Annotated in this window: 19 protein-coding genes and 1 riboswitch; of the genes, 15 read left to right on the top strand and 4 right to left on the bottom strand. The window is 43.6% G+C overall.

What is annotated here, in order from left to right:
* Nucleotide 1: 1 nt before the first annotated feature.
* The gene (locus tag TV75_RS08620; protein ID WP_044338320.1) at nucleotides 2–1,198 is read right to left on the bottom strand and encodes a hypothetical protein; all 1,197 of its coding nucleotides are present in this window, start codon (nucleotides 1,196–1,198) and stop codon (nucleotides 2–4) included.
* A gap of 268 nt (nucleotides 1,199–1,466) precedes the next feature.
* On the opposite strand from TV75_RS08620, the gene TV75_RS08615 reads away from it, so the two are divergent.
* Complete coding sequence (locus TV75_RS08615; RefSeq protein ID WP_172655680.1) at nucleotides 1,467–2,357, top strand: polysaccharide deacetylase family protein; 891 nt, start codon at nucleotides 1,467–1,469, stop codon at nucleotides 2,355–2,357.
* A gap of 99 nt (nucleotides 2,358–2,456) precedes the next feature.
* On the opposite strand, the gene TV75_RS08610 is transcribed toward TV75_RS08615, so the two are convergent.
* Nucleotides 2,457–3,305, bottom strand: coding sequence for a DUF1206 domain-containing protein (locus TV75_RS08610; RefSeq protein WP_044338319.1), 849 nt, complete (start codon nucleotides 3,303–3,305; stop codon nucleotides 2,457–2,459).
* Nucleotides 3,306–3,504: 199 nt separating this feature from the next.
* Nucleotides 3,505–3,640, top strand: a riboswitch (cyclic di-AMP (ydaO/yuaA leader).
* 243 nt (nucleotides 3,641–3,883) lie between these two features.
* On the opposite strand from TV75_RS08610, the gene TV75_RS22100 reads away from it, so the two are divergent.
* The 7 genes from TV75_RS22100 to TV75_RS08575 all read left to right on the top strand — a co-directional run bounded on the left by TV75_RS22100 (nucleotide 3,884) and on the right by TV75_RS08575 (nucleotide 10,719).
* Nucleotides 3,884–4,540, top strand: a complete 657-nt coding sequence (locus tag TV75_RS22100; protein ID WP_044338318.1) for a potassium channel family protein — start codon at nucleotides 3,884–3,886, stop codon at nucleotides 4,538–4,540.
* A 3-nt stretch (nucleotides 4,541–4,543) separates the two neighbouring features.
* Nucleotides 4,544–5,866, top strand: coding sequence for a TrkH family potassium uptake protein (locus TV75_RS08600; protein WP_044338317.1), 1,323 nt, complete (start codon nucleotides 4,544–4,546; stop codon nucleotides 5,864–5,866).
* Between the two features lie 751 nt (nucleotides 5,867–6,617).
* The gene (serC, locus tag TV75_RS08595; protein ID WP_044338316.1) at nucleotides 6,618–7,697 is read left to right on the top strand and encodes a 3-phosphoserine/phosphohydroxythreonine transaminase; all 1,080 of its coding nucleotides are present in this window, start codon (nucleotides 6,618–6,620) and stop codon (nucleotides 7,695–7,697) included.
* Between the two features lie 2 nt (nucleotides 7,698–7,699).
* Nucleotides 7,700–8,875, top strand: coding sequence for a phosphoglycerate dehydrogenase (locus TV75_RS08590; protein WP_044338315.1), 1,176 nt, complete (start codon nucleotides 7,700–7,702; stop codon nucleotides 8,873–8,875).
* A gap of 70 nt (nucleotides 8,876–8,945) precedes the next feature.
* Entirely contained in the window at nucleotides 8,946–9,701 is a 756-nt protein-coding gene (locus TV75_RS08585) for an alpha/beta fold hydrolase (protein ID WP_044338314.1), read from the top strand.
* 73 nt (nucleotides 9,702–9,774) lie between these two features.
* Nucleotides 9,775–10,416 carry an HD domain-containing protein gene (locus tag TV75_RS08580; RefSeq protein ID WP_044338313.1) on the top strand — a complete coding sequence of 214 codons (642 nt, stop codon included), beginning with the start codon at nucleotides 9,775–9,777 and terminating at the stop codon, nucleotides 10,414–10,416.
* Nucleotides 10,417–10,488: 72 nt separating this feature from the next.
* Entirely contained in the window at nucleotides 10,489–10,719 is a 231-nt protein-coding gene (locus TV75_RS08575; RefSeq protein WP_044338312.1) for a CsbA family protein, read from the top strand.
* Nucleotides 10,720–10,793: 74 nt separating this feature from the next.
* Here the strand turns inward: TV75_RS08575 and TV75_RS08570 are convergent, their stop codons facing one another.
* Nucleotides 10,794–12,785, bottom strand: coding sequence for an N-acetylmuramoyl-L-alanine amidase (locus tag TV75_RS08570; RefSeq protein ID WP_044338311.1), 1,992 nt, complete (start codon nucleotides 12,783–12,785; stop codon nucleotides 10,794–10,796).
* Between the two features lie 625 nt (nucleotides 12,786–13,410).
* Here TV75_RS08570 and uvrB point away from each other — a divergent pair.
* From uvrB to TV75_RS08540, 6 genes are all read left to right on the top strand, one after another.
* Nucleotides 13,411–15,393, top strand: a complete 1,983-nt coding sequence (uvrB, locus tag TV75_RS08565; RefSeq protein WP_044338310.1) for an excinuclease ABC subunit UvrB — start codon at nucleotides 13,411–13,413, stop codon at nucleotides 15,391–15,393.
* A gap of 7 nt (nucleotides 15,394–15,400) precedes the next feature.
* On the top strand, nucleotides 15,401–18,274 hold the full coding sequence (gene uvrA, locus TV75_RS08560; protein WP_044338309.1) for an excinuclease ABC subunit UvrA: 2,874 nt from the start codon (nucleotides 15,401–15,403) through the stop codon (nucleotides 18,272–18,274).
* Nucleotides 18,275–18,749: 475 nt separating this feature from the next.
* A complete protein-coding gene (locus TV75_RS08555; protein WP_044338308.1) occupies nucleotides 18,750–19,064 on the top strand; it encodes a DUF4870 domain-containing protein in 315 nt (104 codons plus the stop codon).
* A 22-nt stretch (nucleotides 19,065–19,086) separates the two neighbouring features.
* Nucleotides 19,087–20,226, top strand: coding sequence for a DUF4097 family beta strand repeat-containing protein (locus TV75_RS08550; RefSeq protein WP_044338307.1), 1,140 nt, complete (start codon nucleotides 19,087–19,089; stop codon nucleotides 20,224–20,226).
* 21 nt (nucleotides 20,227–20,247) lie between these two features.
* Entirely contained in the window at nucleotides 20,248–20,451 is a 204-nt protein-coding gene (locus TV75_RS08545; protein ID WP_044338306.1) for a PspC domain-containing protein, read from the top strand.
* On the top strand, nucleotides 20,451–20,807 hold the full coding sequence (locus tag TV75_RS08540; RefSeq protein ID WP_044338305.1) for a phage holin family protein: 357 nt from the start codon (nucleotides 20,451–20,453) through the stop codon (nucleotides 20,805–20,807). The genes TV75_RS08545 and TV75_RS08540 overlap by 1 nt, the downstream gene beginning before the upstream one ends.
* Before the next feature lie 123 nt (nucleotides 20,808–20,930).
* On the opposite strand, the gene TV75_RS08535 is transcribed toward TV75_RS08540, so the two are convergent.
* Complete coding sequence (locus TV75_RS08535) at nucleotides 20,931–21,611, bottom strand: N-acetylmuramoyl-L-alanine amidase (protein ID WP_253275497.1); 681 nt, start codon at nucleotides 21,609–21,611, stop codon at nucleotides 20,931–20,933.
* Between the two features lie 246 nt (nucleotides 21,612–21,857).
* Here TV75_RS08535 and hprK point away from each other — a divergent pair, with 246 nt between their 5' ends.
* The gene (hprK, locus tag TV75_RS08530; protein ID WP_044338303.1) at nucleotides 21,858–22,793 is read left to right on the top strand and encodes an HPr(Ser) kinase/phosphatase; all 936 of its coding nucleotides are present in this window, start codon (nucleotides 21,858–21,860) and stop codon (nucleotides 22,791–22,793) included.
* Nucleotides 22,794–22,831: the final 38 nt, after the last annotated feature.

The raw sequence follows: 22,831 nt of genomic DNA, 5'->3' as shown, positions 1-22,831 counted from the left end.
CTCAGATAGGCTGGAAGAGACGCTTGCCTATTGCCGTTGAGTATTTTGTTACATATGTGAATTGATTGGTTTCATATAATGGATTCCACCCTTTTGGCAGTGGTTGACCTTTGTCAATCGCGTATACATCATATAGCACGCTGCCCTCTTTCATGGAAAGAAATTGCACATAACGTCCGTCTTCTGATTCCTCCACTTTTACAGAAGGCCAGTCTTGTGGAATCTCGAACCTGTATAAATAAGCTGCATTTTCGTAGTATCGATGAATGAGCTCGGCTTGTTTTTGATCGGTGAGCTGATAATACTCATTGATGAAAGGCATTTCAGAATAGGCAAGATCATCATCGCTTGCCTCTTTTTGAAGAGTGAATTCAAGGATTCCATCTCCGTTCGAATCTTCACTATTCACGGCATATGCCCTGAAAAGCTCTTCCTCCTTCATGTTTTCCGGTAGGACATTCCTCAACTTCTCACCCTCTACACCAATAATGAATGACGTAGACGAATGAGCACCCACACCTGCATCCAGTATCGCTCCTTTTATTGAAGGGGAAATGGACCCGGCTAAGGAGTGGTAGTAAGGGTATACATATGGATCTAATTTCAGCTCATCTAACACGTTCATTTTATGATTGCTGAATTGATAAAGACGTACAGAATGGGACTGGTTTGGTACCAGTGACGCGAGGAGGATCTCCCCTTGATCATCTTTCGTGAAGTTCCCTGAAAAAAACGCACTATATTGGGATTCAAACAGCTTCTGTGGTTTACCTTTAGTCAGGTCGTACACGATCAATGCTTTGTCTGAAGCGTCTTCTGAGAAAGAGAACCCAACCAGTATTTCTTTGTAGCCATCCTGATTAAAGTCCAGGAATTCCACTTTATGTAGTTCCCTTCCAAGGTCCTTCAATTTCATTTTTTCCTTCCATTCACCTTTTTCTTCTTTTAGAACAATGGCTTCCATTTGAGAAGTTTGATCAGGTAGTCTATAAAATACGATCAATTCGTTCGTTTGATCATGATCTAAATCTGCTTCAATCATTTTATTTGCTTGTTTGTTTTCAATCGGTGAAACCCATTCCGCCTGTGAAGGAACATATTTTCCAATCGCTTGTTTCACTTCCTGCTGTTTAACCGGAAGTTCAGGCGGCTTCAGTAATGAAGTGTTGGATTGGAATAAAGAGCAACCCGTGCACATTATAAGACATCCCATAAGGAACAAAATCTTCTTCAATTGATCATCACATCCTGCCTATAGCTTTCACTAGTATAGTGTAAACTCAATCGACAAAAGTAACAAAAAAGTTACAAAAGTCGCGCTTGCTTTGTAACCGGAAAGTAACCCTTTTCATCATCTATGATCCTATCATTAAACGTAACAAGAATGCAGAAAGGTGATCGACATGGGGAGACAACGGAAAAAAAGAAAATGGATTAAGCCCATTGAGTTGGGAGGATTGGCGGGAATGATCGTGCTATTACTCATTCTTTCTACTTCGTGGCTACTTAACATCGGTGAAGCGAAGGTTTCAAAGGAAACAATCACTCCACAAAAAGTAGTCCAGGGAGAACCTTCTGAAAAAGAGGAAGGCGTATCGGGAGGACCTGTAGTAGGGGATGAGGATCATGGGAGCAATTCCCATGAAGAGAAACATGAAGCTAATTCCAGTGAAGCTGTAAGTGTGAAAGATGACAATCATGATGAGGAAGAGGAAATGGAAGAACATTCGGCCAATGTGACTGACCAAGGGAATGCCGGGGATGAAAAGACGGTTTACATAACATTCGATGATGGACCTAATGAAAATACGGAAGAGATTCTACAAGTACTTGATCAGTATGGAGCGAAAGCGACATTCTTTATGCTGGAACCGAATATGAAAGAACATACTGAGGCCGTACGGCACATGGTGGCAGAAGGTCATGGTGTAGGGCTGCATGGTGTCACTCATGATGTATGTGAAATCTATCAATCTAGTGAATCAGTTGTACGGGAGATGCTGACGGGTCAGTCTACTTTAGAGGACATTACGGGTATTCGCAGCGATCTGATTCGCGTTCCTTATGGGTCTGTACCCAATATGAAACCGGAATATTTGACAGCAGTAAAGAGAGAGGGATTAAGACTATGGGATTGGAATGTGGATAGTGAAGATTGGAAATCTCATAATGGGGAGTTTGTTCACAGTGTCTTGGAACAGTTAGCTTCTTTTCCATATGAAAATCAGTCAAAAATCATTCTTATGCATGAAAAGCATACGACACTCGCTTATTTAGAGTCCCTACTTCAGAAGCTGACGGATCAAGGGTATAACATGAAAGCATTAACTGAACAAATGGAACCAGTGACGTTTTAAGGAATGAATCAGGTCGATTGAGTTTAAATAGAGAAGCAGTAAGTGTATATGATATCTGAATAGAACAAAGGAGCGGCCGATTGGCTGCTCCTTTGGTATTCAATAAATACTCATATGACGGTTTTTCCCTTTTAACATTTGGAAAACACCATATAAAAATAATCCGACCGCTACGATTCCGAGCAGCCATTGTCCAAAAGGTTGTTGAGCTATCTTAGAAAGTGCTCCATCCAACCCTTGCGTTTTATCCGGATCGGCAGTGATTGCAGTTTGAATAAAGAAATAGCCGATCAATAAAAAGACGGTGCCCCTGGAGTATAACCCGAGCTTTCCTGTCTTCCTTCCCAGTTCCCATTCTTTTTCGGACATTTCATGACGTTTGAATTTGTTCGTGTATTTCTCAGTATAAGCTTTATGAATTTCATAGAGTGCATATCCAATGATGATGAGTCCGACAATCCCGACAATCCATTGACCAAAGGGCTGAGACAATAACTTGGCGGATAAGGTTTGTTTAGAACCCGAACCGGAGCTTTTGGCATGCATCGCAATGGCGAAAGCATTATAAGTCAAGGAACCATAGGCAATCCCGCTGATCAGATTAGCGAGTCTTCTAAACATGGATTTCCCATCGTTTTTCACATGTTCCGGATCCTTCACCACTTGAATGAGGCGCCAAAGAACGATTCCGATCAGACCAATACCTAATATCCACAGAATGACTTCCCCAAAGGGTTTGCTCGCCACTGCTGAAAAGGCACCACTCGAGTCCGAAGTGCTTCCTCCTATTCCGAGAGCCGCCATAACGGCTAAAGCACCGATCAGCATATAAACTAATCCTCGTGAGATATATCCAATCCGAGCAAATCCCTTAATCCAGGGTTTTATATCATTTGATGAAACAGATGAACTCGTGCTTGATGATGTAATGGATGAAACTCCTGCCATTTACGCTTCTTCCTTTCTGATTCTATTTTCGTAAGACTTATGTATGCTATTCCCCGGAAACGGAAAAAAGAAACCTTTTTACCGAACAGTAAATGCTGGATGGATTAATCTAAAATTGCCTTTTTCTTTAAAGAAATTTTTACATAAAACCTATTTACAACGAATTAGGAGAGGAGTAATATATCTATCATCAAATAAATATTCTTTATCGCTTAATTCATTTTTGAAGCGGGGGACCCGAGTATTTAAGGGGTGAATCCTTTCTAGGAAAGGTAGGGCTACTTCCATGACCCGAATCCGTCAGCTAACCTCGTAAGCGTAATGGGAGAGGATGATACTTGTGATCGATTATGGATGACCACAGGCTTAGTTCCTGTTGGTCTTTTTGCGTTGTTTAGATGTTTGGCTTCTGTAGGCTTTAGGCAAGAGGCCATAAGACAAACCAGCCAAAAGGCAAAGGTTTCCGCCAGGATCGTCTTATGTTTGTGGCCTCAGTTCGAGTTGCCTGAGCCTATGCTGTAATGAAGAAGTACTATATGGTTAAGCTATTAAAAAGGTTTTTTTTGGAGGATTTCATCATGAAAAAGCAGTTTGCCGTTATTGGATTAGGGAGATTTGGAGGAAATTTGGTTCAGGAATTAGCTGACCTGGATGTTGAAGTATTAGCCATTGATATTCATCACGATGTTGTCCAACAATATATAGATATTGCCACGCATGCCGTACAAGCGAATGCGATGGATGAATCCGTTTTGAAATCCCTAGGGCTCAGAAATTTTGATCACGTGATCGTGTCCTTTGGGGATAATATAGAGGCAAGTATTCTTACCACCTTACTTTTAAAGGAATTAGGGGTTAAAGAGGTATGGGTGAAAGCTTCAAACGCTTATCATCAGAAGGTATTGGACCGGATAGGCGCCGATAAAGTCATTCACCCTGAACGTGACATGGCACGAAGAATTGCCCACCACATTACGTCAGAAAAGATCATTGATTATATCGAAGTATCGAAAGAACACAGTATCGTAGAAGTGCGTGCGTCTAAAAAGGTCGCGGGCAAAACCTTAATTGATCTGGACGTCCGGGCGAAATTCGGTTGTAATATCATTGCCATTCATCGTGGGGAGGAAGTCATTGTATCCCCTTCTGCCGATGAAGTCATAAAAATGGAAGATTTACTCATCGTCATTGGACATAACAGGGATATCAACCGATTTGAAAAAGAAGGTGTATAACTTATGAAGCATAAGGTGATCCGGTTAAGCCCTCCTCAGCTTCTCGTTGTGACGTTTCTATTTTTTATCATAGTAGGAATGGGCTTGCTCAAGCTGCCGTTTGCCACCACGGAATCGATTACCTGGCTGGATGCCTTGTTCACGACCACTTCGGCCATGACGGTGACTGGGCTTGCGGTAGTGGATACGGGAGCTGCCTTTACCCTTTTTGGTGAAGTGGTCATAATGAGCCTGATCCAAATCGGGGGACTGGGTATCATGTCCTTTGCCGTCCTGATCTTTATGATGCTTGGAAAGAAAATTGGGTTTAAAGAACGACTTCTCCTTCAACAGGCTTTAAATCAGACGTCTGTAGGAGGAGTCATCAAACTTGTAAAATATTTATTTATCTTTTCCTTCCTTGTAGAAGGCTTCGCTTTACTTTTATTGGCGTCTGAATGGGTCCCGGAATTCGGATGGAAAAGAGGGCTGTACGTCAGTTTATTTCATTCTATTTCTGCGTTTAATAATGCAGGATTCTCTCTTTGGTCCGATAGTTTAATGGGTTACGTGGGAAGCCCCGTCGTCAATATCACGATTTCGTTTCTGTTTATTTTAGGGGGGATCGGATTCACTGTTTTAGTGGACCTATGGAAATCGAAAACGATCAGAAGGCTGTCCCTCCATACGAAAATCATGGTGGTTGGGACATTGGTCATCAATGTATTCGCTTTTATGATGATTTTCATCCTGGAGTATAATAACCCGAATACACTGGCTCAATTGCCATTCCTGGATAAACTATTCGCTTCCTATTTTCAAGCTGTCACCCCCCGCACGGCTGGTTTTAACTCGCTAGATTATGGCAGCATGGAGCGCTCCACATTGCTCCTCACAATTCTTTTGATGTTCATCGGGGCCGGAAGTGCTTCAACGGGTGGAGGAATCAAGCTGACCACTTTTGTCGTAATTTCATTGAGTGTGTTTGCTTTCTTAAAGGAGAAAAGAGAAATTCGTATTTTCCGTCGTACGATCGATCAAAACTATATTTTTAAGGCCTTGGCCGTGTCGATGATCAGTGTGCTCCTTGTCTTTACCGCTCTGTTTTTTCTAGATATGACTGAAAAGAATGCTTCTTTCCTGGCTATTCTCTTCGAAGTGGTATCAGCTTTTGGAACGGTGGGGTTGTCCATGGGGATTACCGGATCTTTGACGGCCATAGGTAAATGGATCATCATCATTGTGATGTTTGTCGGGAAACTGGGCCCCCTCACATTGGCCTTCTCCCTATCAAGACCGGACAAAGAAAAGATACGCTATCCAAAAGAAGATATATTAACAGGTTAATGTTCATACAATCGGCTCTCTTCATCTTGCCTCTCGCGGGTAAATGGGAAAGCCTTTTTTTATTTCTTTTTTAAGGCTCTTTTCGCAAAGATTGTTGCTACTGTAGAGAAGAAAGTACTAGTTGATTTCCGCTCCAGGATGCTCGCTTTCCGCGGGGCTGGCGGTGAGCCTCCTCGGCTGCGCCTCCGGGGTCTCACCTGTCCAGCTATTCCCGCAGGAGTCGAGCATCCTTCCGCTGCAATCAACTTTCTAAACATGAATCCTTAATCGAAAACAATTAAAACAAGCTTTTTAGCAAACAATCTCATTTTAGGTAAGTAAAGATTGATTGTGTTAAGAAAGAAGAATTATTTTTACTAGTTATTTTGTTTTCTGGTCAACGCCTTGAAGCTCTGTCACAAAGATCCTGTTAAAGATGGTGAGGGGAACTGCGCAGACTCCTGCGGAAGTACGGGCGTGCCGAGACCCCGGAAGCGAAGCTGAGGAGGCTCGGCCGAACGTCCGCGGAAAGCGGAGCAGTTCCCCTCACCATCCAGCACACACCAATTGACAGAGCCTTGCAGATCGTATGTTAAAAAAACACTCTTTACGAAAAGAGCGTTTTTTAAAAACGACAAAGAAACTATCCATACTCACGCATGAGCCTAAAAACGGTCATGTTAAGCGTTTTCATCTCAGGTTTTTGATATTGACTAAACCAATGGACGCGATTATACTGTTGAAAAATTCTGAACTTTAGGCGGTGCTGTTGTTGAAGCGTGTGTATAATTTTTCTGCTGGTCCTGCGGTGTTACCTGAGCCTGTTCTGAAAAAGGTTCAAGATGAATTATTGAACTATCAAGAAACGGGTATGTCTGTGATGGAATTGAGTCATCGATCTGCTCCTTTCCAAAATATAATAGAAGAAGCTCAGAGTTTATTGCGTGAACTGCTCTCGATCCCGGATGATTACCATGTCGTATTTATGCAAGGTGGAGCATCCCTGCAATTTTCCATGATTCCTCTCAATCTTCTCGGTTCACATCAAGAGGCTGACTATATCGTGACAGGCAGCTGGTCGAAAAAAGCTGTGAAAGAAGCGGAGAAGGTTGGAAATGTCCGAACTGTATCACCTCAAGAAAAGTTCGAGATCCCTGCTTATACACCAGAAGATTTTTCACCACAGTCAAGCTATGTACATATTACATCCAACAATACAATTGAAGGAACGCGTTACCATGAGTGGCCTGAAACAGGGGGCATTCCACTTGTAGCCGATATGTCGTCCCATATTCTATCTGAGAAAATGGATGTTTCCTCTTTTGGACTGATCTACGCAGGTGCTCAAAAGAATCTGGGTCCTTCGGGGGTAACAGTGGCGATCATTCATGACAGCCTTGTCGGTCAAGCATCGGATACGTGTCCTACGATGCTGAATTATGAAACGTATGTAAAACATGATTCTCTCTTCAACACGCCTCCGACCTTCTCCAGCTATGTATTAAAGCTTGTACTGGAGTGGGTGAAGGAGAATGGCGGTGTGGAAGGGATGCAGGCTCAAAATGAGAGCAAGGCTGGCCTCTTATACAACTGTATAGATGAATCATCTTTATTCCATAACCCTGTCCCGGAAAAAAATCGTTCCTTAATGAACATTCCTTTTTCAACACGTAATGATGAGCTGGACGGAAGGTTTCTAAAAGAAGCCAAAGAAGAAGGGTTTGAGTTTTTAAAAGGACATCGTTCTGTGGGTGGGATGCGAGCGAGTTTATATAATGCAATGCCTATCGAAGGGGTGGAAGCACTAGTCGATTTCATGAAAAAATTTGAGTCTGATCAAGGAGGATTATGAGGATGATTACAATCAATACGTACAATGCCATCAGCCAAAGCGGACTTTCACTGATCGAGGATGACCTGAACTACCATTTGAATGGGGATGGGGATCCCGATGGAATTCTGGTAAGATCCAAGAACCTGCATGATTACTCTTTTCCGGCTTCAGTCAAAGCCATTGCCCGGGCAGGCGCGGGAGTCAATAATATCCCGATCGATCTCTGTACGGAAAAAGGAATCGTAGTCTTCAATACGCCAGGTGCCAATGCAAACGCGGTGAAGGAGCTCGTACTGGCCAATTTGATCGCTTCTTCCCGTAACCTGTATTCTGCGGTCGGCTGGACGAACACGTTAAAAGAAACAGGGGAAGACGTACCGAGTGTGGTAGAAGCAAAGAAGAAAGAATTTGTAGGAAGTGAGATTAAAGGGAAGAAGCTTGGTGTTGTAGGCTTGGGAGCGATTGGCGTCCTTGTCGCAAATGATGCCCTTGCCCTTGGTATGGATGTGGTCGCCTATGATCCATTTATATCCGTCGACGCAGCGTGGCGTTTATCCCAGGATGTGAAGCGCGCTCATCATATTGAAGAAGTATGGGCAGAGTGTGATTTTGTGACGCTTCACATTCCATTAACAGACAAAACGGCAAGCTTTGTGAGAGAAGAAGGGTTCACGAAGATGAAAAAGGGTATGACGATTTTAAACTTTTCTAGAGGTGAGCTAGTGGAAGAAGATGCCCTCGACAAGGCCCTTGAAGCAGGAATAGTCCGTAAGTATGTGACGGATTTCCCTAATAATAAGGTATTGAGCATGAAAAATGTCGTCCCTGTTCCTCACTTGGGCGCATCTACCGTAGAATCTGAAGAAAACTGTGCCATCATGGCGACAAAGCAGCTGAAAACATATCTCGAAACGGGAAATATTAAGCATGCTGTGAACCTGCCTGATGTGGAACTGCCTTATAGCGGAAAAATGCGAGTAACGGTCATGCACCAGAACATTCCGAATATGGTGAGTCAAATCGCCAATGTTCTCTCAGGTTACGCGGTCAACATTGCAGATATGATCAACCGCAGTAAACATACGTGGGCCTATACCATGATTGATTTGGATCAGAAACTCGTCGAAGAAGAACAACATCAAGTGAAAAGCAGGATGAAGGAAATACACGGTGTTGTTTCCGTCCGACTCATTTAAATAAAGTGACTAGAACTCCCTTAACCCGAGAACAATGTGTAGTAAAGCGGTTGAGGGAGGATTTATTTTTATGGCGATGATCCATTTTAAGAATAGAGATCTTTATTTTGATGATTTAGGAAAGGGCACACCTCTCCTCTTGATTCATCCCCCGGGAATGGGGAGGATGACCTTCATAAAGCAGCATGTGCTTTCCAGGCATTTCCGCCTGATTATTCCAGACTTAACAGGTCACGGGGACTCCTTTACTATGGATCAGAGTATCAGTATCTCTGAGTTTGTAGATGACATAAAGGCGATCCTCGACCACCTGAACATTGCTGTCTGTGTGATGCTTGGATATTCTGCAGGAGGTATAGTGGGACAATCATTTGCCTGTACCTATAAAGAGCGGGTTTCCACCCTCATTCTAGTCGGGGGCTACCCGAAAGTCACGAATCCCAAGTTGAAATGGATGCACCATATGGGCATGAAAATAGTTCGTGACCATCCGGCCCGCCTATCAGGGATTATTTCCAGAGCGCATTTCAAGGACAAGCTCGAACGGGAGAAGCTGAGGGGTCATATGAATAAGGCGAACCCCCATATTTGGTATCAGTTCTACGAGGAGTCACTTCATTATGATGGGATAGAGAAAGTCGAGAAGCTTGCCATCCCGCTACTTTTGATTTATGGGGAGAAATCGGATTGGATCAATTCTCAGCTTAAACTGTATAACGATTGCTATCCTAAGAAAATATATGTGATACCAGGAGCCTCACATCAAATACCCACACGTTATCACGATGCTCTAAATAATATACTGTTAGGAGAAATAGAAGGGTGATTATCTTTGCTCTTACTCCTTCTACTTGATACTATTTTCATAAAGTAAAGTCGATCAATGAGAGGAGAATAACATGGGAATTCATCATTATTTTAAGAGCTTATCGGATCTAGAAACCCTCATTCGCTGTCCGGGGAGATTTAAGTATCATGAGCATAACGTAGCCAGCCACTCGTTTAAGGTGACCAAAATTGCACAGTTTTTAGGAACGGTGGAGGAACAGAGCGGGAAAGAAATTGACTGGAAAGCACTCTATGAAAAAGCTTTGAACCATGACTACGCGGAACTTTTCACGGGTGATATCAAGACCCCTGTAAAGTATGCTTCGGGAGAGTTGCGTGAGCTCTTCAGCCAGGTAGAAGATCAGATGGTCAATAAATTCATTACTACAGAATTTCCCCCGCAATTTCAAGACGTGTACAGAGAACGATTTAAAGAGGGGAAAGACGATACCCTTGAAGGAAGGGTCCTATCTGTCGCCGATAAAATCGATCTTCTGTATGAATCCTTTGGAGAAATCCAAAAAGGGAATCCGGAGCCTCTATTTATTGAGATTTATCAAGAAGCCCTGTCGACGATTGTGAAATACAAGGACCTGGAGTGCGTACAATACTTCTTGGAATACATCCTGCCTGATATGCTTTCTGAAAAATTCATCCCTCATAGTGAGTTGAAGGAAAGGACCCAGAAATTAATTCAGCAGGGTGAGGAGTAGGAAAATCCTTTCCAGATAGGGAAAACTTCGGTAGAATATGTGTTATTCCCTTATCTTTAAGGAGAGTTGAACGTGTCCAAAATCATTTTAGGTATATTTTTGCCAGGTTTGCTTGTCGTTCTGTTCACACGGGTTACGTACAATCACTATGTAGGATTGATCTTGACCGTAGCCCTCATTGCAGCTTCGGTTTCAAAGGGCTATACGGACTCCTGGTTGCTGATTGTCGTAGACGCGGCTTCACTGACCGTCGGATTCTGGTATAGCGACCGGATGATGAAAAAAGCGAAAAGAAGTGCATGATTCAGATGACAGATGAATAGAAGTTCTTGAAAAAAAACGGGCTGCCTTTTATTAATAAAAGACAGCCCGTTTTTTTATGGAGCAGCTACAACATCGACATCGCTGGCTCTTACAAATGCCAGGCGATGGTTTAAGTGAATAAGATAAAACTCATCATTCCCCCAGACGATTTTATGTGTCGTCTCTGGATTGTACGTGTAAACAGGCGCACTATAGTAGCTTCCTTTTACTTTTTCGATTGCTACATACATTTGATCAGAGGTGAGCGTGTACTGAAGAGGGGACATTCCTCTTACAGGGATGCCATCAGGAAAAGCTTCTTCTTCCGGATAAGCAAGTCCATAGACAGGGATACCGGTCGTTCCTTCTTTAGGTTTGATCACAATGCCTGATCCTTTTGTGGTATTCGTTCCTTTAGGATTATAAAACCACGCTTTTTGTCCTGCGTACCAAATCGCTGTCCAGTCACCTTGTTGATCTGCCTTGTAAAAGGTTTGCCCTGTAACCGCCTTGTTGCCCCAATTGGAGGCATCATATGGGTGGGCATTCGGTAAGGCAGCATCTTTGATCAACGGAGCATCAAAGCTTGGGGCTGTATACAAATACACAAAATTTGCCGATTGTTCAGGTACAGGTTCTCCCTTTGGTGTCTGAAGGATTGGCTTGTTTGTTTCGAAATTCGGACGGATCTGGACGATGTCTTTCTGTCCTTTCCCTGATTCCAGGGGAGCTCCAAGAATCTGCATATAATGAGCCCAATCCCAGAATGGGCCTGGATCCCAATGCATTGCAGGTTGTCTTGTCGCAGTCGTTCCGGGTACCTCATCATGTGCAATGATGTGATCTCGGTCCAATGGAATATTATACTTTTTGGAAAGGTGCTTCACTAAACGCGCGGATGCATGATAGAGCTGCTCGTTATACCAGGCTGCCCCTTCGATGGCGATTCCTTCATGTTCGACCCCGATACTCTTGGAGTTGAAGTACCAGTTTCCGGCATGCCAGGCTACATCCTTATTGTCCACCATCTGTGTTATATCACCGTCGGAAGAACGGATCACATAATGAGCGGAAGCCTGCGTCCATTCACGTTGAAATACGGTTTTGGTTAAATCATAGCTGATTTCCGTGTCGTGGAGGACGATGTACTTGATTTCCTGATTGTCATGCGGCCGGTTTGCTATATCGTAATTGCCGTAGGAAGTTTCATAGTAGGTCCCGCCGCCCCAGTCAATCTTCTTGTAAGCTGCCGGAACGTAATGACATGCAAGGCCATTCGGACAATCGGCCCCAGTTTCTTCTGTATCCATTTTTAAGTTTAATGATTGGATCGCTTCCTGATTAGGTGTGGTTTGTTTAGGTGCTAATGTTAAGGAAGATCCATCCTCTGTATGTTTCGTCACCCCGTTGTTGATTGTCTCGTATACACGGTCAGCAAAGTCCTTTGCTCCTGAGTAGTCGGATGAACCGCTGTATTTAGCTACGGCCCCGTACCATTCATTTACATCAGAAGATGTCTCACCAGAGGTATCTTTGGCATACTGTGCCAACAGTGCTGCAGCACCCCGGATATTTTGCTTTTTATTTTGTTTTAACGTTTCTGGTTGAAGAGAGAGTAGTTCAGCTGCTGTATTCAGAGTGTGAAGTTTGGGGTCATTGATATCTAATGTAGACTCGACTTTTAGTGTTGATTCATCTAAAGTCGGAGCGTCTCTGTCCTCTTTACCGGATAAAAACATATGAGCGGGTTCATCGCTGTGGGTATCTTCTAAACTATCAGTGTTAACATCCGTAAGATGCATCAATCCGTAGCCTCCTGAAGCACTTGGCTTGCCGTCATGATGCTCCCATAGGGATACGTTATAACCAACTGAAAGCAGGATTTCAACCGGGACATTGAATTCTTGCGCTGCTTGTTGGAACGCTTTTTGCAACTCGAGTGAATCGGCCGCCTGGGCCACTCCATGAGAGGTGATCGATGGTGCCATCGGGGTAATGGTGGAACTCAGCAGAAATCCCGTTAAACTAAGGGAACCGGCGACTTGTAGCCATTTAGTTTTTTTCATACATTCCTCCTGAACAATATGTATTTTTTTGTAGAACTTATAAAAAAGCTTATTGGAAATTAGACAGAATAGTCAATTAATTATTAGGTATATGCCTAAATGAATATTTGATGGAGGGATAATCTTTATGATGTGGTAGAGAGCATTTCAGTTATTGGTTTCTTAATTGTGGATAAATAAAGAATAGTGTGAATAAATGAAGTATTGGACGTGTTATTCACAAATTGAATACGCATTCATCAACATTGTGCACAAAAAATTTGACGAATTGTGAATAAGTTTAGGGATTTTCCACAAGGTATATCGACTTATACACATAGTTGTACACAGGGTGTGTATAGAAATGCTCGGATTGTGTCGAAAATTTCTTTGTCACCTCCCGTAAAATGTCGAAATCACAATTCAAGCCTCTAATTTGCTACTTCACCGAATGTTATCCACAACCAAGAGGACGTTTCATGAGGTCCGAGCCTTAAATATCAAGAAAAACGAACTTTTGTTCGCTTATTATTGGTTAATAATGTAGGAAATGTGGTAGAATGTGTATAGATGAATGGACAGTGTTTAAGATGGGTATAAGTAGGTAAATACAAGGTAGCAGTCCTTTATTATAGGAGGTTTCACGGTGAAAGATCAATTCGAGCTCAAGTCTAAATATAAGCCAGAGGGAGATCAGCCCCTGGCAATTGAAAAATTGGTTAAAGGTATAAATGAAGGGAAACGTCATCAAACCTTGCTTGGGGCAACAGGGACCGGAAAGACATTCACTGTTTCCAATGTTATCAAGCAGGTTGAAAAGCCGACCCTCATCATTGCTCATAATAAAACGTTGGCAGGACAGCTCTACAGCGAATTCAAAGAGTTTTTTCCTGATAATGCCGTTGAATATTTTGTTAGTTACTACGATTATTATCAGCCGGAGGCATACGTTCCTCAAACGGATACGTTTATCGAGAAGGATGCCAGCATCAATGATGAAATCGATAAACTCAGGCACTCTGCCACATCTGCTTTGTTTGAACGAAAAGATGTCATCATCATAGCCAGCGTGTCCTGTATTTACGGTTTAGGTAACCCGGAAGAATATCGGGAGCTCGTCCTTTCCCTCAGAACCGGGATGGAGATCGAACGAAATCAATTACTCCGCAAGCTGGTGGATATCCAGTATGAACGAAATGACATAGACTTCCAACGTGGAACCTTCCGGGTGAGGGGCGACGTAGTGGAAATTTTCCCTGCTTCCCGGGATGAACACTGTATGCGCGTTGAGTTTTTTGGAGATGAAATTGACCGTATCCGTGAAGTGGATGCACTGACCGGCGAAATCATGGGTGATCGTGAACATATCGCGATTTTCCCTGCTTCCCACTTCGTAACCCGTGAAGAAAAAATGCAGGTAGCCATTAAGAACATTGAAAAAGAGCTCGAAGAGCAGCTCGCCGTCATGAAAGAAGAAAATAAACTGCTGGAGGCCCAGCGTTTAGAGCAGCGTACCCGCTATGATCTGGAGATGATGAGGGAGATGGGCTTTTGTTCGGGGATTGAAAACTATTCCCGTCACCTGACACTGAGACCAGCCGGGTCGACTCCATATACCCTTCTGGATTATTTCCCTGACGACTTCCTGATTGTGGTCGATGAGTCCCATGTGACACTACCTCAAATCAGGGGGATGTTCAACGGGGACCAGGCCCGTAAAAAGGTGCTTGTGGATCACGGCTTCCGCCTGCCTTCAGCCATGGACAATCGTCCCCTGCGCTTTGAAGAGTTTGAAAAGAAAACCCAGCAGCTCCTCTACGTTTCGGCAACTCCAGGGCCATATGAGTTGGAACACAGTCCTGAAATGGTCGAGCAGATCATCCGGCCGACCGGACTGCTGGATCCAATCATCGAGGTGCGGCCGATCGAAGGACAGATTGATGATCTATTGGGTGAGATCAATGAACGGATCGAGAAAAACGAGCGTGTCCTGGTGACCACCTTAACGAAAAAGATGTCCGAGGATCTCTCCGCCTACCTGAAGGAGATCGGGATAAAAGTTCAATACTTGCATTCAGAGATCAAAACATTGGAGCGCATTGAAATTATCAGGGATCTTCGTCTGGGGAAATATGATGTTTTGGTCGGGATCAACTTACTTCGAGAAGGATTGGACATACCTGAAGTGTCACTTGTCACCATATTGGATGCTGACAAAGAAGGATTCTTGCGTTCTGAACGTTCACTCATTCAAACGATTGGCCGTGCAGCCCGTAATAGTAACGGTAAAGTCATCATGTATGCGGACAAAATTACCGACTCTATGCAAAAAGCACTTGATGAAACAGAACGTCGTCGGACGATCCAGGAAGAATACAATGAAAAACACGGCGTGACACCGACGACCATACAAAAAGAAATCCGGGATGTCATCAGGGCAACCCATGCTGCAGAAGAAGCAGGGGTTTACGAAGGAGAACAGACAAAAGTTTCGAATATGTCTAAACCGGAGCGACAAAAACTTATTGCTAGCTTAGAAGTGGAAATGAAGGAAGCAGCCAAGGCATTGGACTTTGAGCGGGCTGCACAGCTTCGTGATACCATTCTTGAGCTCAAGGCGGAAGGATGAAAGAGATATGGCGCAAGATCAAATAATCGTACAAGGAGCCAGGGCTCATAATCTGAAAAATATAGATATAAAGATTCCACGGGATAAGCTGGTCGTATTAACCGGGCTTTCCGGTTCCGGAAAGTCTTCCTTAGCCTTTGACACCATTTATGCAGAAGGACAAAGACGTTATGTGGAATCCCTTTCTGCCTATGCCCGTCAATTCTTAGGTCAAATGGATAAGCCGGATGTCGATGCCATTGAGGGGTTGTCCCCGGCAATTTCCATCGATCAGAAGACGACCAGTCGTAATCCCCGCTCGACAGTAGGGACGGTAACCGAAATTTACGATTACTTAAGACTGTTGTTTGCAAGAGTAGGGAAACCGATTTGTCCAAATCACGGGATTGAAATTTCCTCCCAAACAATTGAGCAGATGGTCGACCGAATTCTTGAGTATCCGGAAAGAACAAAGCTTCAAGTACTGGCACCTGTTGTGTCGGGACGAAAAGGAACGCACGTGAAAACCCTTGAAGAAATCAAAAAACAAGGGTTTGTTCGAGTTCGTATAAACGGTGAAGTACAGGATCTTGGGGAAGAAATCTCCTTGGAAAAAAATAAAAAGCACTCCATCGAAGTGATCATTGACCGGATCGTTGTGAAGGAAGGTGTGGCAGCGAGGCTTTCTGACTCACTTGAAACAGCACTTAGATTGGCAGATGGTCAGGTGATCATCGATGTAATCGGGGAAGAAGAGCTTTTATTCAGTGAGCATCACGCATGTCCATACTGTGGGTTTTCCATTACGGAACTGGAGCCAAGAATGTTTTCCTTCAATAGTCCATACGGTGCTTGCACAAGCTGCGACGGATTAGGGACAAAGCTTGAGGTCGATAAGGAGCTTGTGATTCCCAATTGGGATCGCAGTCTCGACGAGCATGCCATTGCTCCGTGGGAACCGACAAGCTCCCAATACTATCCATCTCTTCTAAAGGCCGTATGTGATCATTATGAAATTCCGATGGATATGCCTGTAAAGGATATTCCCAAGCAGCAAATGGATAAGATCCTTTTTGGGTCCGGCAAGGATGAGATTTACTTCCGTTACGAGAACGACTTCGGTCAAGTCCGTGAAAACTATCTTCGTTTCGAGGGTGTCATCCCGAATGTGGAGCGACGATACCGTGAGACAAGTTCTGATTATATCCGTGAACAGATGGAGAAATACATGGCACAGCAAGATTGTCCAACCTGTAACGGACACCGTTTGAAAGAAGAGAGCCTGGCCGTCAAAGTAGATTCTCTTCATATAGGGGAAGTAACCGCGTTTTCTATTGAAGAAGCAGAGCAGTTTTTCCATAAACTCGAGCTATCCGAAAAGGATATGAAGATTGCCAACCTTATTTTGAGGGAAATCCGTGAACGTCTCGGTTTTCTTGTAAATGTAGGGCTTGAATACCTCACACTAAGCCGTGCAGCAGGAACCTTATCAGGAGGAGAAGCCCAGCGTATTCGATTAGCCACTCAAATCGGTTCCCGTCTGACGGGAGTCCTGTACATTCTGGATGAGCCATCCATTGGGTTGCATCAACGGGACAATGATCGACTGATTGACACTTTAAAGAACATGCGTGAAATAGGAAACACATTGATCGTAGTGGAACATGATGAAGATACGATGATGGCTGCGGACTATCTTATCGATATAGGACCGGGAGCAGGAGTACATGGGGGAGAAGTGGTCTCTGCCGGGACTCCTCAAGAAGTAATGGAAGATCCGCACTCATTGACGGGCCAATACCTGTCAGGAAAGAAATTCATACCTCTTCCACAGGAAAGACGTAAGCCTGATGGCAGGTATTTAGAAATTGTGGGAGCGAAGGAAAATAACTTGAACAATGTCAAAGTGAAGCTACCATTGGGGATTTTCACAGCGGTGACAGGTGTGTCGGGATCCGGAAAAAGTACGCTGATCAATGAAATCCTCCATAAGTCACTGGCTCAAAAGCTTCATAATGCGAAATCGAAGCCTGGTGAGCATAAAGAAGTGAAGGGGATTGAGAACCTTGATAAGGTCATTGACATCGATCAATCACCCATCGGTCGTACCCCAAGATCGAATCCTGCTACCTATACCGGGGTATTCGATGATATCCGGGATGTGTTTGCCACAACCAACGAAGCAAAGGTGCGCGGCTATAAAAAAGGCCGCTTCAGCTTTAACGTAAAAGGCGGCCGTTGTGAAGCATGCCGCGGAGACGGAATCATCAAGATCGAAATGCACTTCCTTCCAGATGTATACGTTCCATGCGAAGTTTGCCACGGGAAACGATACAACCGGGAAACACTTGAAGTGAAATATAAAGATAAAAATATTTCCGATGTACTTGAAATGACAGTCGAAGACGCAGTGAAATTCTTCGAAAACATCCCGAAGATCAAGCGTAAGCTTCAAACCATCTTTGATGTGGGATTGGGCTATATCACATTGGGTCAGCCAGCGACCACATTATCCGGTGGGGAAGCCCAGCGCGTGAAGCTTGCGTCAGAATTACATCGCCGTTCTACCGGCCGCTCACTCTACATTTTAGATGAGCCGACAACTGGCCTTCATGTGGATGACATTGCGCGACTCTTAGTTGTACTGCAGCGTCTTGTAGAAAACGGGGATACGGTCCTGGTCATCGAACACAATCTCGATGTCATTAAAGCAGCCGATTACCTTGTAGATCTTGGCCCTGAAGGTGGAGACAAAGGTGGTACGATTGTTGCAAGCGGAACCCCGGAAAAAGTGGCCGAAGTACAAGGCTCCTACACAGGAAAGTATCTGAAACCTGTGCTCGAGCGCGATCGTGAACGGATGAAAAAGAAAATCCGTGAAAAAGAAGAAGTGACGAATTAGTGAAGAAGGCTGGGACAAAATTATTTTAGTCTAAGGTAAACCTGAAAATTCTGCCTCCGAGTGGGGGGAGTTTTCGGGTTTTATATTTATTTTAGAGTACATGATTTTAGCAGTTACCAGCGGTTGATTGGAGTGCAAGACGAAGACTCCTGCGGGAAAAGTAGCTTATGTGAGACCCCGCAGGCTTGCCGAGGAGGCTCACGGGCTACCCGCGGAAAGCGTAGTCTTGCACGGAAATCATTAGCGGTATTTAATAACCTACACTTATTTTTTTGGTTTTGTCCCACCTCTCTTTTTAACTAAATAACCATTCCCAACCTAATCCACCAACCAAAACCACACCTCCATACCTACCTAAATTCAGCCTCAAGATGGAGGGAAGAACATTTCCTCTATGTGAAAATAGGATTACAAACAAATGCATTGAAACCTTTTCCTTCACGTATCGTAAATAGTAGTAGAGGAGAGGATGAAGATGGAGACCAATAAGGTATTATCAGCCCTATGCTATTTCAGTATATTTTTTGCAGGCTTCCTTTTTCCGCTGATTGTTTATTTTGTATCAGATCAACCTTATGTGAAAAAGGACGCAAAAGCAGCCTTTTTATCTCACTTATTACCGGTCGTTGCGGTTCCCCTAATCATTGCAGGCTTGTTTTTGGATATGGGGGTTTTCGCGAGTGGTGCGGGATTGCCGATTTTTACCGTCATCATGATCGGTTTAGCTATATTACTTAGTGTTGTCGTTGTCATTTGGAATGTGTATAAGGGAATCAAAGTACTTTTATAATCAATAAAGGGGATGAAAGAGTATGAATGAAGAACGTAAACGCATTTTGGATATGCTGGAAAATGGGACGATTTCGGCACAGGAAGCAGTGGCATTATTGGAAGCACTCGATCAAAAGCCGAATACCTCAACCTCAAAGGCAAAAGAAAAGGATTTTCTTGATGATTTTGTATCTCTCTTTCAAGATGGTAAAAAGGGTGATCAAGAACACTCTACCTCTACCCATTCGGGCAATCCGAAAGAGAAGCTTCTGGATTTCATGAATTCGGCGTTAAACAAAATCAAGAATTTTGACTTTGACTTTCAATGGAATCAATCGGTTGAATTATCTCATGTTTACCAACAGCCAAATACTCATTTTGAGAAAATTGATATAGATGTGGCCAATGGGAAGGTGGAACTTATTCCTTGGGACGGTGAGGAAGTCCGTGTGGAATGCGAGGCCAAGGTATATCGTACGGAAGATCACGAAGAGGCGAGAAAGCAGTTTATGGAAAATACGTCCTTTGCGGTCGACGGGGATACGCTTTATTACTCGACGCAATTAAAGTGGATGAAAGTAGATTCTAAGCTATACATTCCAAAGCATCAATATAAGAGGGTTTCTGTCCGTTTATTCAATGGAGGTTTGAAAGCCGGAAAATTAGAGGTCCAGGATCTTCGTGCCAAGGCGGCGAATGGGAAAATTCATATCGACCATCTGACGACGAAGAAGGCCGAGGTCGAAACCTCCAATGGTGCGATTTCCATCATGAATGCGAAAGCAGACCATATTGAAGCCGAATCCATTAACGGCAAGGTGCATGTGGAAGGAGATATCTCTTATACGGATGTACAGTCCCTCAATGGAAACATCGTTTGTGCCTTAACGGGGGAAAAAGCGGATACACTTCACGCGAAAACGGTAACGGGCAATATCGATTTACTCGTTCCTGAAAAGATCAACATTTCCGGAGAGGCAAAATCAAACTTCGGTAGTTTTAAACTTGAATTGCCGGGTATTGATGTACTAGAAGAAAAAAACGAAGTGGTCCAAAAGTCGATTCGTTTCAGTCGTAAAACCGACTCATTAGATAAGCTTCATCTTTTTGCAGAAACAAAAGCGGGATCTGTCCTCATAAAAAAGCATGAACAGAAGAATGTTAATAAGGACAACGCATAAGATGAGAAAGAAGGAATAAAGATGAAAAAACAATTAGCACGATCAAGGTCAAACAGAAAGCTTTCTGGGGTGATTGGAGGATTGTCCCGTTATGTGGGAATTGATGCTACGATTCTAAGGGTGATTTTCATCATCCTGCTCATTCCGACGGGATTCTTTCCCCTTATCATCGTATACGCTTTATTAGCCTTCGTGCTGCCACATGAGGAGGAAGCCATCAGATAATGAGATGGATAATCGGAATTTTAATCAATGCAGTAATCTTTATTGCATTAGCAGGTTTTTTTGACGGGTTTGAAGTGTCGGGGTTCGGGGCAGCGATAGGGGCAAGCTTTATCCTGTCTGTCCTGAATGTTCTCGTTAAGCCCATTTTGATCATTCTGACATTGCCGGTCACCATTTTGTCCCTTGGACTGTTTCTCTTTGTCATCAATGCCATCACGTTACTCCTGACGGATGGTCTGATGGGAAGCAGCTTTGAGTTATCCGGCTTTGGCATGGCTTTTCTGGCGTCGATCATTTTGTCCCTGGCCAATCTGGTGATTCAAAAAACGGTGTTTGATTCGATGAAAGAGAAATAATAAGGGAAAGCGCCTGTCTCATTGGCCAATGAGACAGGCGCTTTTTTTCGTCATGAACAAAAGCGAAAGGACCTTATAGACAGAGCATTCCTTTACCAGCATGTATCCTCATTTGGTGTATTCCTACTTTGTTTCAATATGGATGTAAGGAGTGAATCCTGCTTTTATTAGGCGGTTTGCCAGTTTGCGGGCATTTTCTTCTTTCGAGAATGCTCCTAACTGAACTTTGTAAAGTGAGTTGTGCTCTTTTGGCTTCAATTTGTAGAAGGCAACAAGGGCATTGGCGATTGCTTTTCCACAGATTTGACGGTAGGTTCTGGTTCTTAACAGGGCTGCTTCTTCAGGGTTTGTCATAAACCCGCATTCAATTAAAACAGAGGGCATGGCCGTTTCCCTTAGTACATGAAAGTTGGCAAATTTCACACCACGATCCCGTCTCTGAGTAGAGGCAACCAAGTGAGATTGAATCTCCCGCGCCAAGGCAGTGCTTTTGGAAGGTTGTGTCGTGTAGGCATACGTTTCAATACCCGATACATCGTTCCACCCTCCGGAACCAAACGCATTCGCGTGAATCGATACGAACGCATCCACCTTTAAGTTATTTGCTCGATCCGTTCTCAATTGTAATGGGATATCTTTTGAATCTGAGTGAGAATAGTAAACATCCACATCATATTTTTCCAACTCATTTTTGCAATATGCTGCGGCATCCCTGTTAAATTCATACTCTCTCATTCCATCCGGTGTCCTTTTCCCCCTTGTCTCATACCCATGCCCGGCGTCCAACATAATCTTCAACCTCATCATCCTCCCCTGAACGAATCTCTCAACCCTCATATATGGAAAAAGTCGTTTTATGGGTACCTTTGAAAGAGGGACGGACCTTTAGGTTTCAGGAATGAGCAGACATCGAGCTGAACCGAAAATGGAAATAGGCATCCTTTCGTTTGTCACGAGGAAGCTGCCTTGCGCTTTTCTCTATAATTGCTAAAATAGGTTAGAGTACGCTTATCAATGTGAAGCGAGTGTATCGTGAAGGAGGAGCTATTTGTGGCAAAGGTTCGCACAAAAGATATCGTCGATAAGTTTAAATTAGAACTTGTCGGTGGAGAAGAAGGTTTACATAGACCGATCACAACAAGTGATATTTCCCGTCCAGGTTTAGAGATGGCTGGTTATTTCAATTACTATCCCGCAGAGCGTATACAATTATTGGGGAAAACCGAGTTATCTTTCCTTGAATTGCTGGATGATGCAGAACGGAAGCGCAGAATGGAAGCTCTTTGTACAGATATCACGCCTGGTATCATCATCTCAAGAGACCTTGAGATCCCGCCTGAGCTAGTGGAGGCATCGAATCGTTATGATGTTCCTGTCATGCGTTCTTCAATGAAAACAACACGATTCTCTTCAAGGCTCACTAATTATTTAGAAAGTAAGCTTGCTCCAACAACGGCCATCCACGGTGTATTGGTTGATATCTATGGAGTCGGGGTTTTGATCACCGGGAAAAGCGGAGTAGGTAAAAGTGAAACAGCTCTGGAACTTGTGAAAAGAGGACACCGGCTTGTAGCGGATGATTGCGTAGAAATCCGTCAAGAAGACATGGATACGCTAATCGGCAGTTCTCCTGAATTAATTGAACATCTGTTAGAAATCCGAGGGTTAGGCATCATCAATGTGATGACGTTATTCGGAGCAGGAGCAGTACGCAGTTATAAACGCATCACTCTTTGTATTAATTTAGAGCTGTGGGATAAAGCGAAGCAGTACGACCGACTTGGTCTGGATGAAGAAAAAATGAGAATCATTGATACTGATATTACAAAACTAACCGTACCTGTTCGTCCTGGACGAAATCTCGCGGTTATCATTGAAGTGGCCGCCATGAATTTCCGTTTGAAACGGATGGGCGTAAATGCAGCAGAGCAATTTACAAGCCGTCTGTCTGATGTGATTGAAGATGGAGAGAATGAAGATATCTGATCCTTACATAAAACGTAAACGGTGTTAACGATCACATT

Source organism: Rossellomorea aquimaris, assembly GCF_000935355.1.
Classification (GTDB): domain Bacteria; phylum Bacillota; class Bacilli; order Bacillales; family Bacillaceae_B; genus Rossellomorea; species Rossellomorea aquimaris_B.
Note: the sequence above shows the minus strand (reverse complement) of the source record. Positions and strands in the feature narration are given on the sequence as shown.

Coding starts and splice junctions, on each gene's coding strand:
- TV75_RS08620 (WP_044338320.1), bottom strand. CDS start 1,198: ATGTGCACGGGTTGCTCTTTATTCCAATCCAACACTTCATTACTGAAG.
- TV75_RS08615 (WP_172655680.1), top strand. CDS start 1,467: ATGATCGTGCTATTACTCATTCTTTCTACTTCGTGGCTACTTAACATC.
- TV75_RS08610 (WP_044338319.1), bottom strand. CDS start 3,305: ATGGCAGGAGTTTCATCCATTACATCATCAAGCACGAGTTCATCTGTT.
- TV75_RS22100 (WP_044338318.1), top strand. CDS start 3,884: ATGAAAAAGCAGTTTGCCGTTATTGGATTAGGGAGATTTGGAGGAAAT.
- TV75_RS08600 (WP_044338317.1), top strand. CDS start 4,544: ATGAAGCATAAGGTGATCCGGTTAAGCCCTCCTCAGCTTCTCGTTGTG.
- TV75_RS08590 (WP_044338315.1), top strand. CDS start 7,700: ATGATTACAATCAATACGTACAATGCCATCAGCCAAAGCGGACTTTCA.
- TV75_RS08585 (WP_044338314.1), top strand. CDS start 8,946: ATGGCGATGATCCATTTTAAGAATAGAGATCTTTATTTTGATGATTTA.
- TV75_RS08580 (WP_044338313.1), top strand. CDS start 9,775: ATGGGAATTCATCATTATTTTAAGAGCTTATCGGATCTAGAAACCCTC.
- TV75_RS08570 (WP_044338311.1), bottom strand. CDS start 12,785: ATGAAAAAAACTAAATGGCTACAAGTCGCCGGTTCCCTTAGTTTAACG.
- uvrA (WP_044338309.1), top strand. CDS start 15,401: ATGGCGCAAGATCAAATAATCGTACAAGGAGCCAGGGCTCATAATCTG.
- TV75_RS08555 (WP_044338308.1), top strand. CDS start 18,750: ATGGAGACCAATAAGGTATTATCAGCCCTATGCTATTTCAGTATATTT.
- TV75_RS08550 (WP_044338307.1), top strand. CDS start 19,087: ATGAATGAAGAACGTAAACGCATTTTGGATATGCTGGAAAATGGGACG.
- TV75_RS08545 (WP_044338306.1), top strand. CDS start 20,248: ATGAAAAAACAATTAGCACGATCAAGGTCAAACAGAAAGCTTTCTGGG.
- TV75_RS08540 (WP_044338305.1), top strand. CDS start 20,451: ATGAGATGGATAATCGGAATTTTAATCAATGCAGTAATCTTTATTGCA.
- TV75_RS08535 (WP_253275497.1), bottom strand. CDS start 21,611: ATGAGGTTGAAGATTATGTTGGACGCCGGGCATGGGTATGAGACAAGG.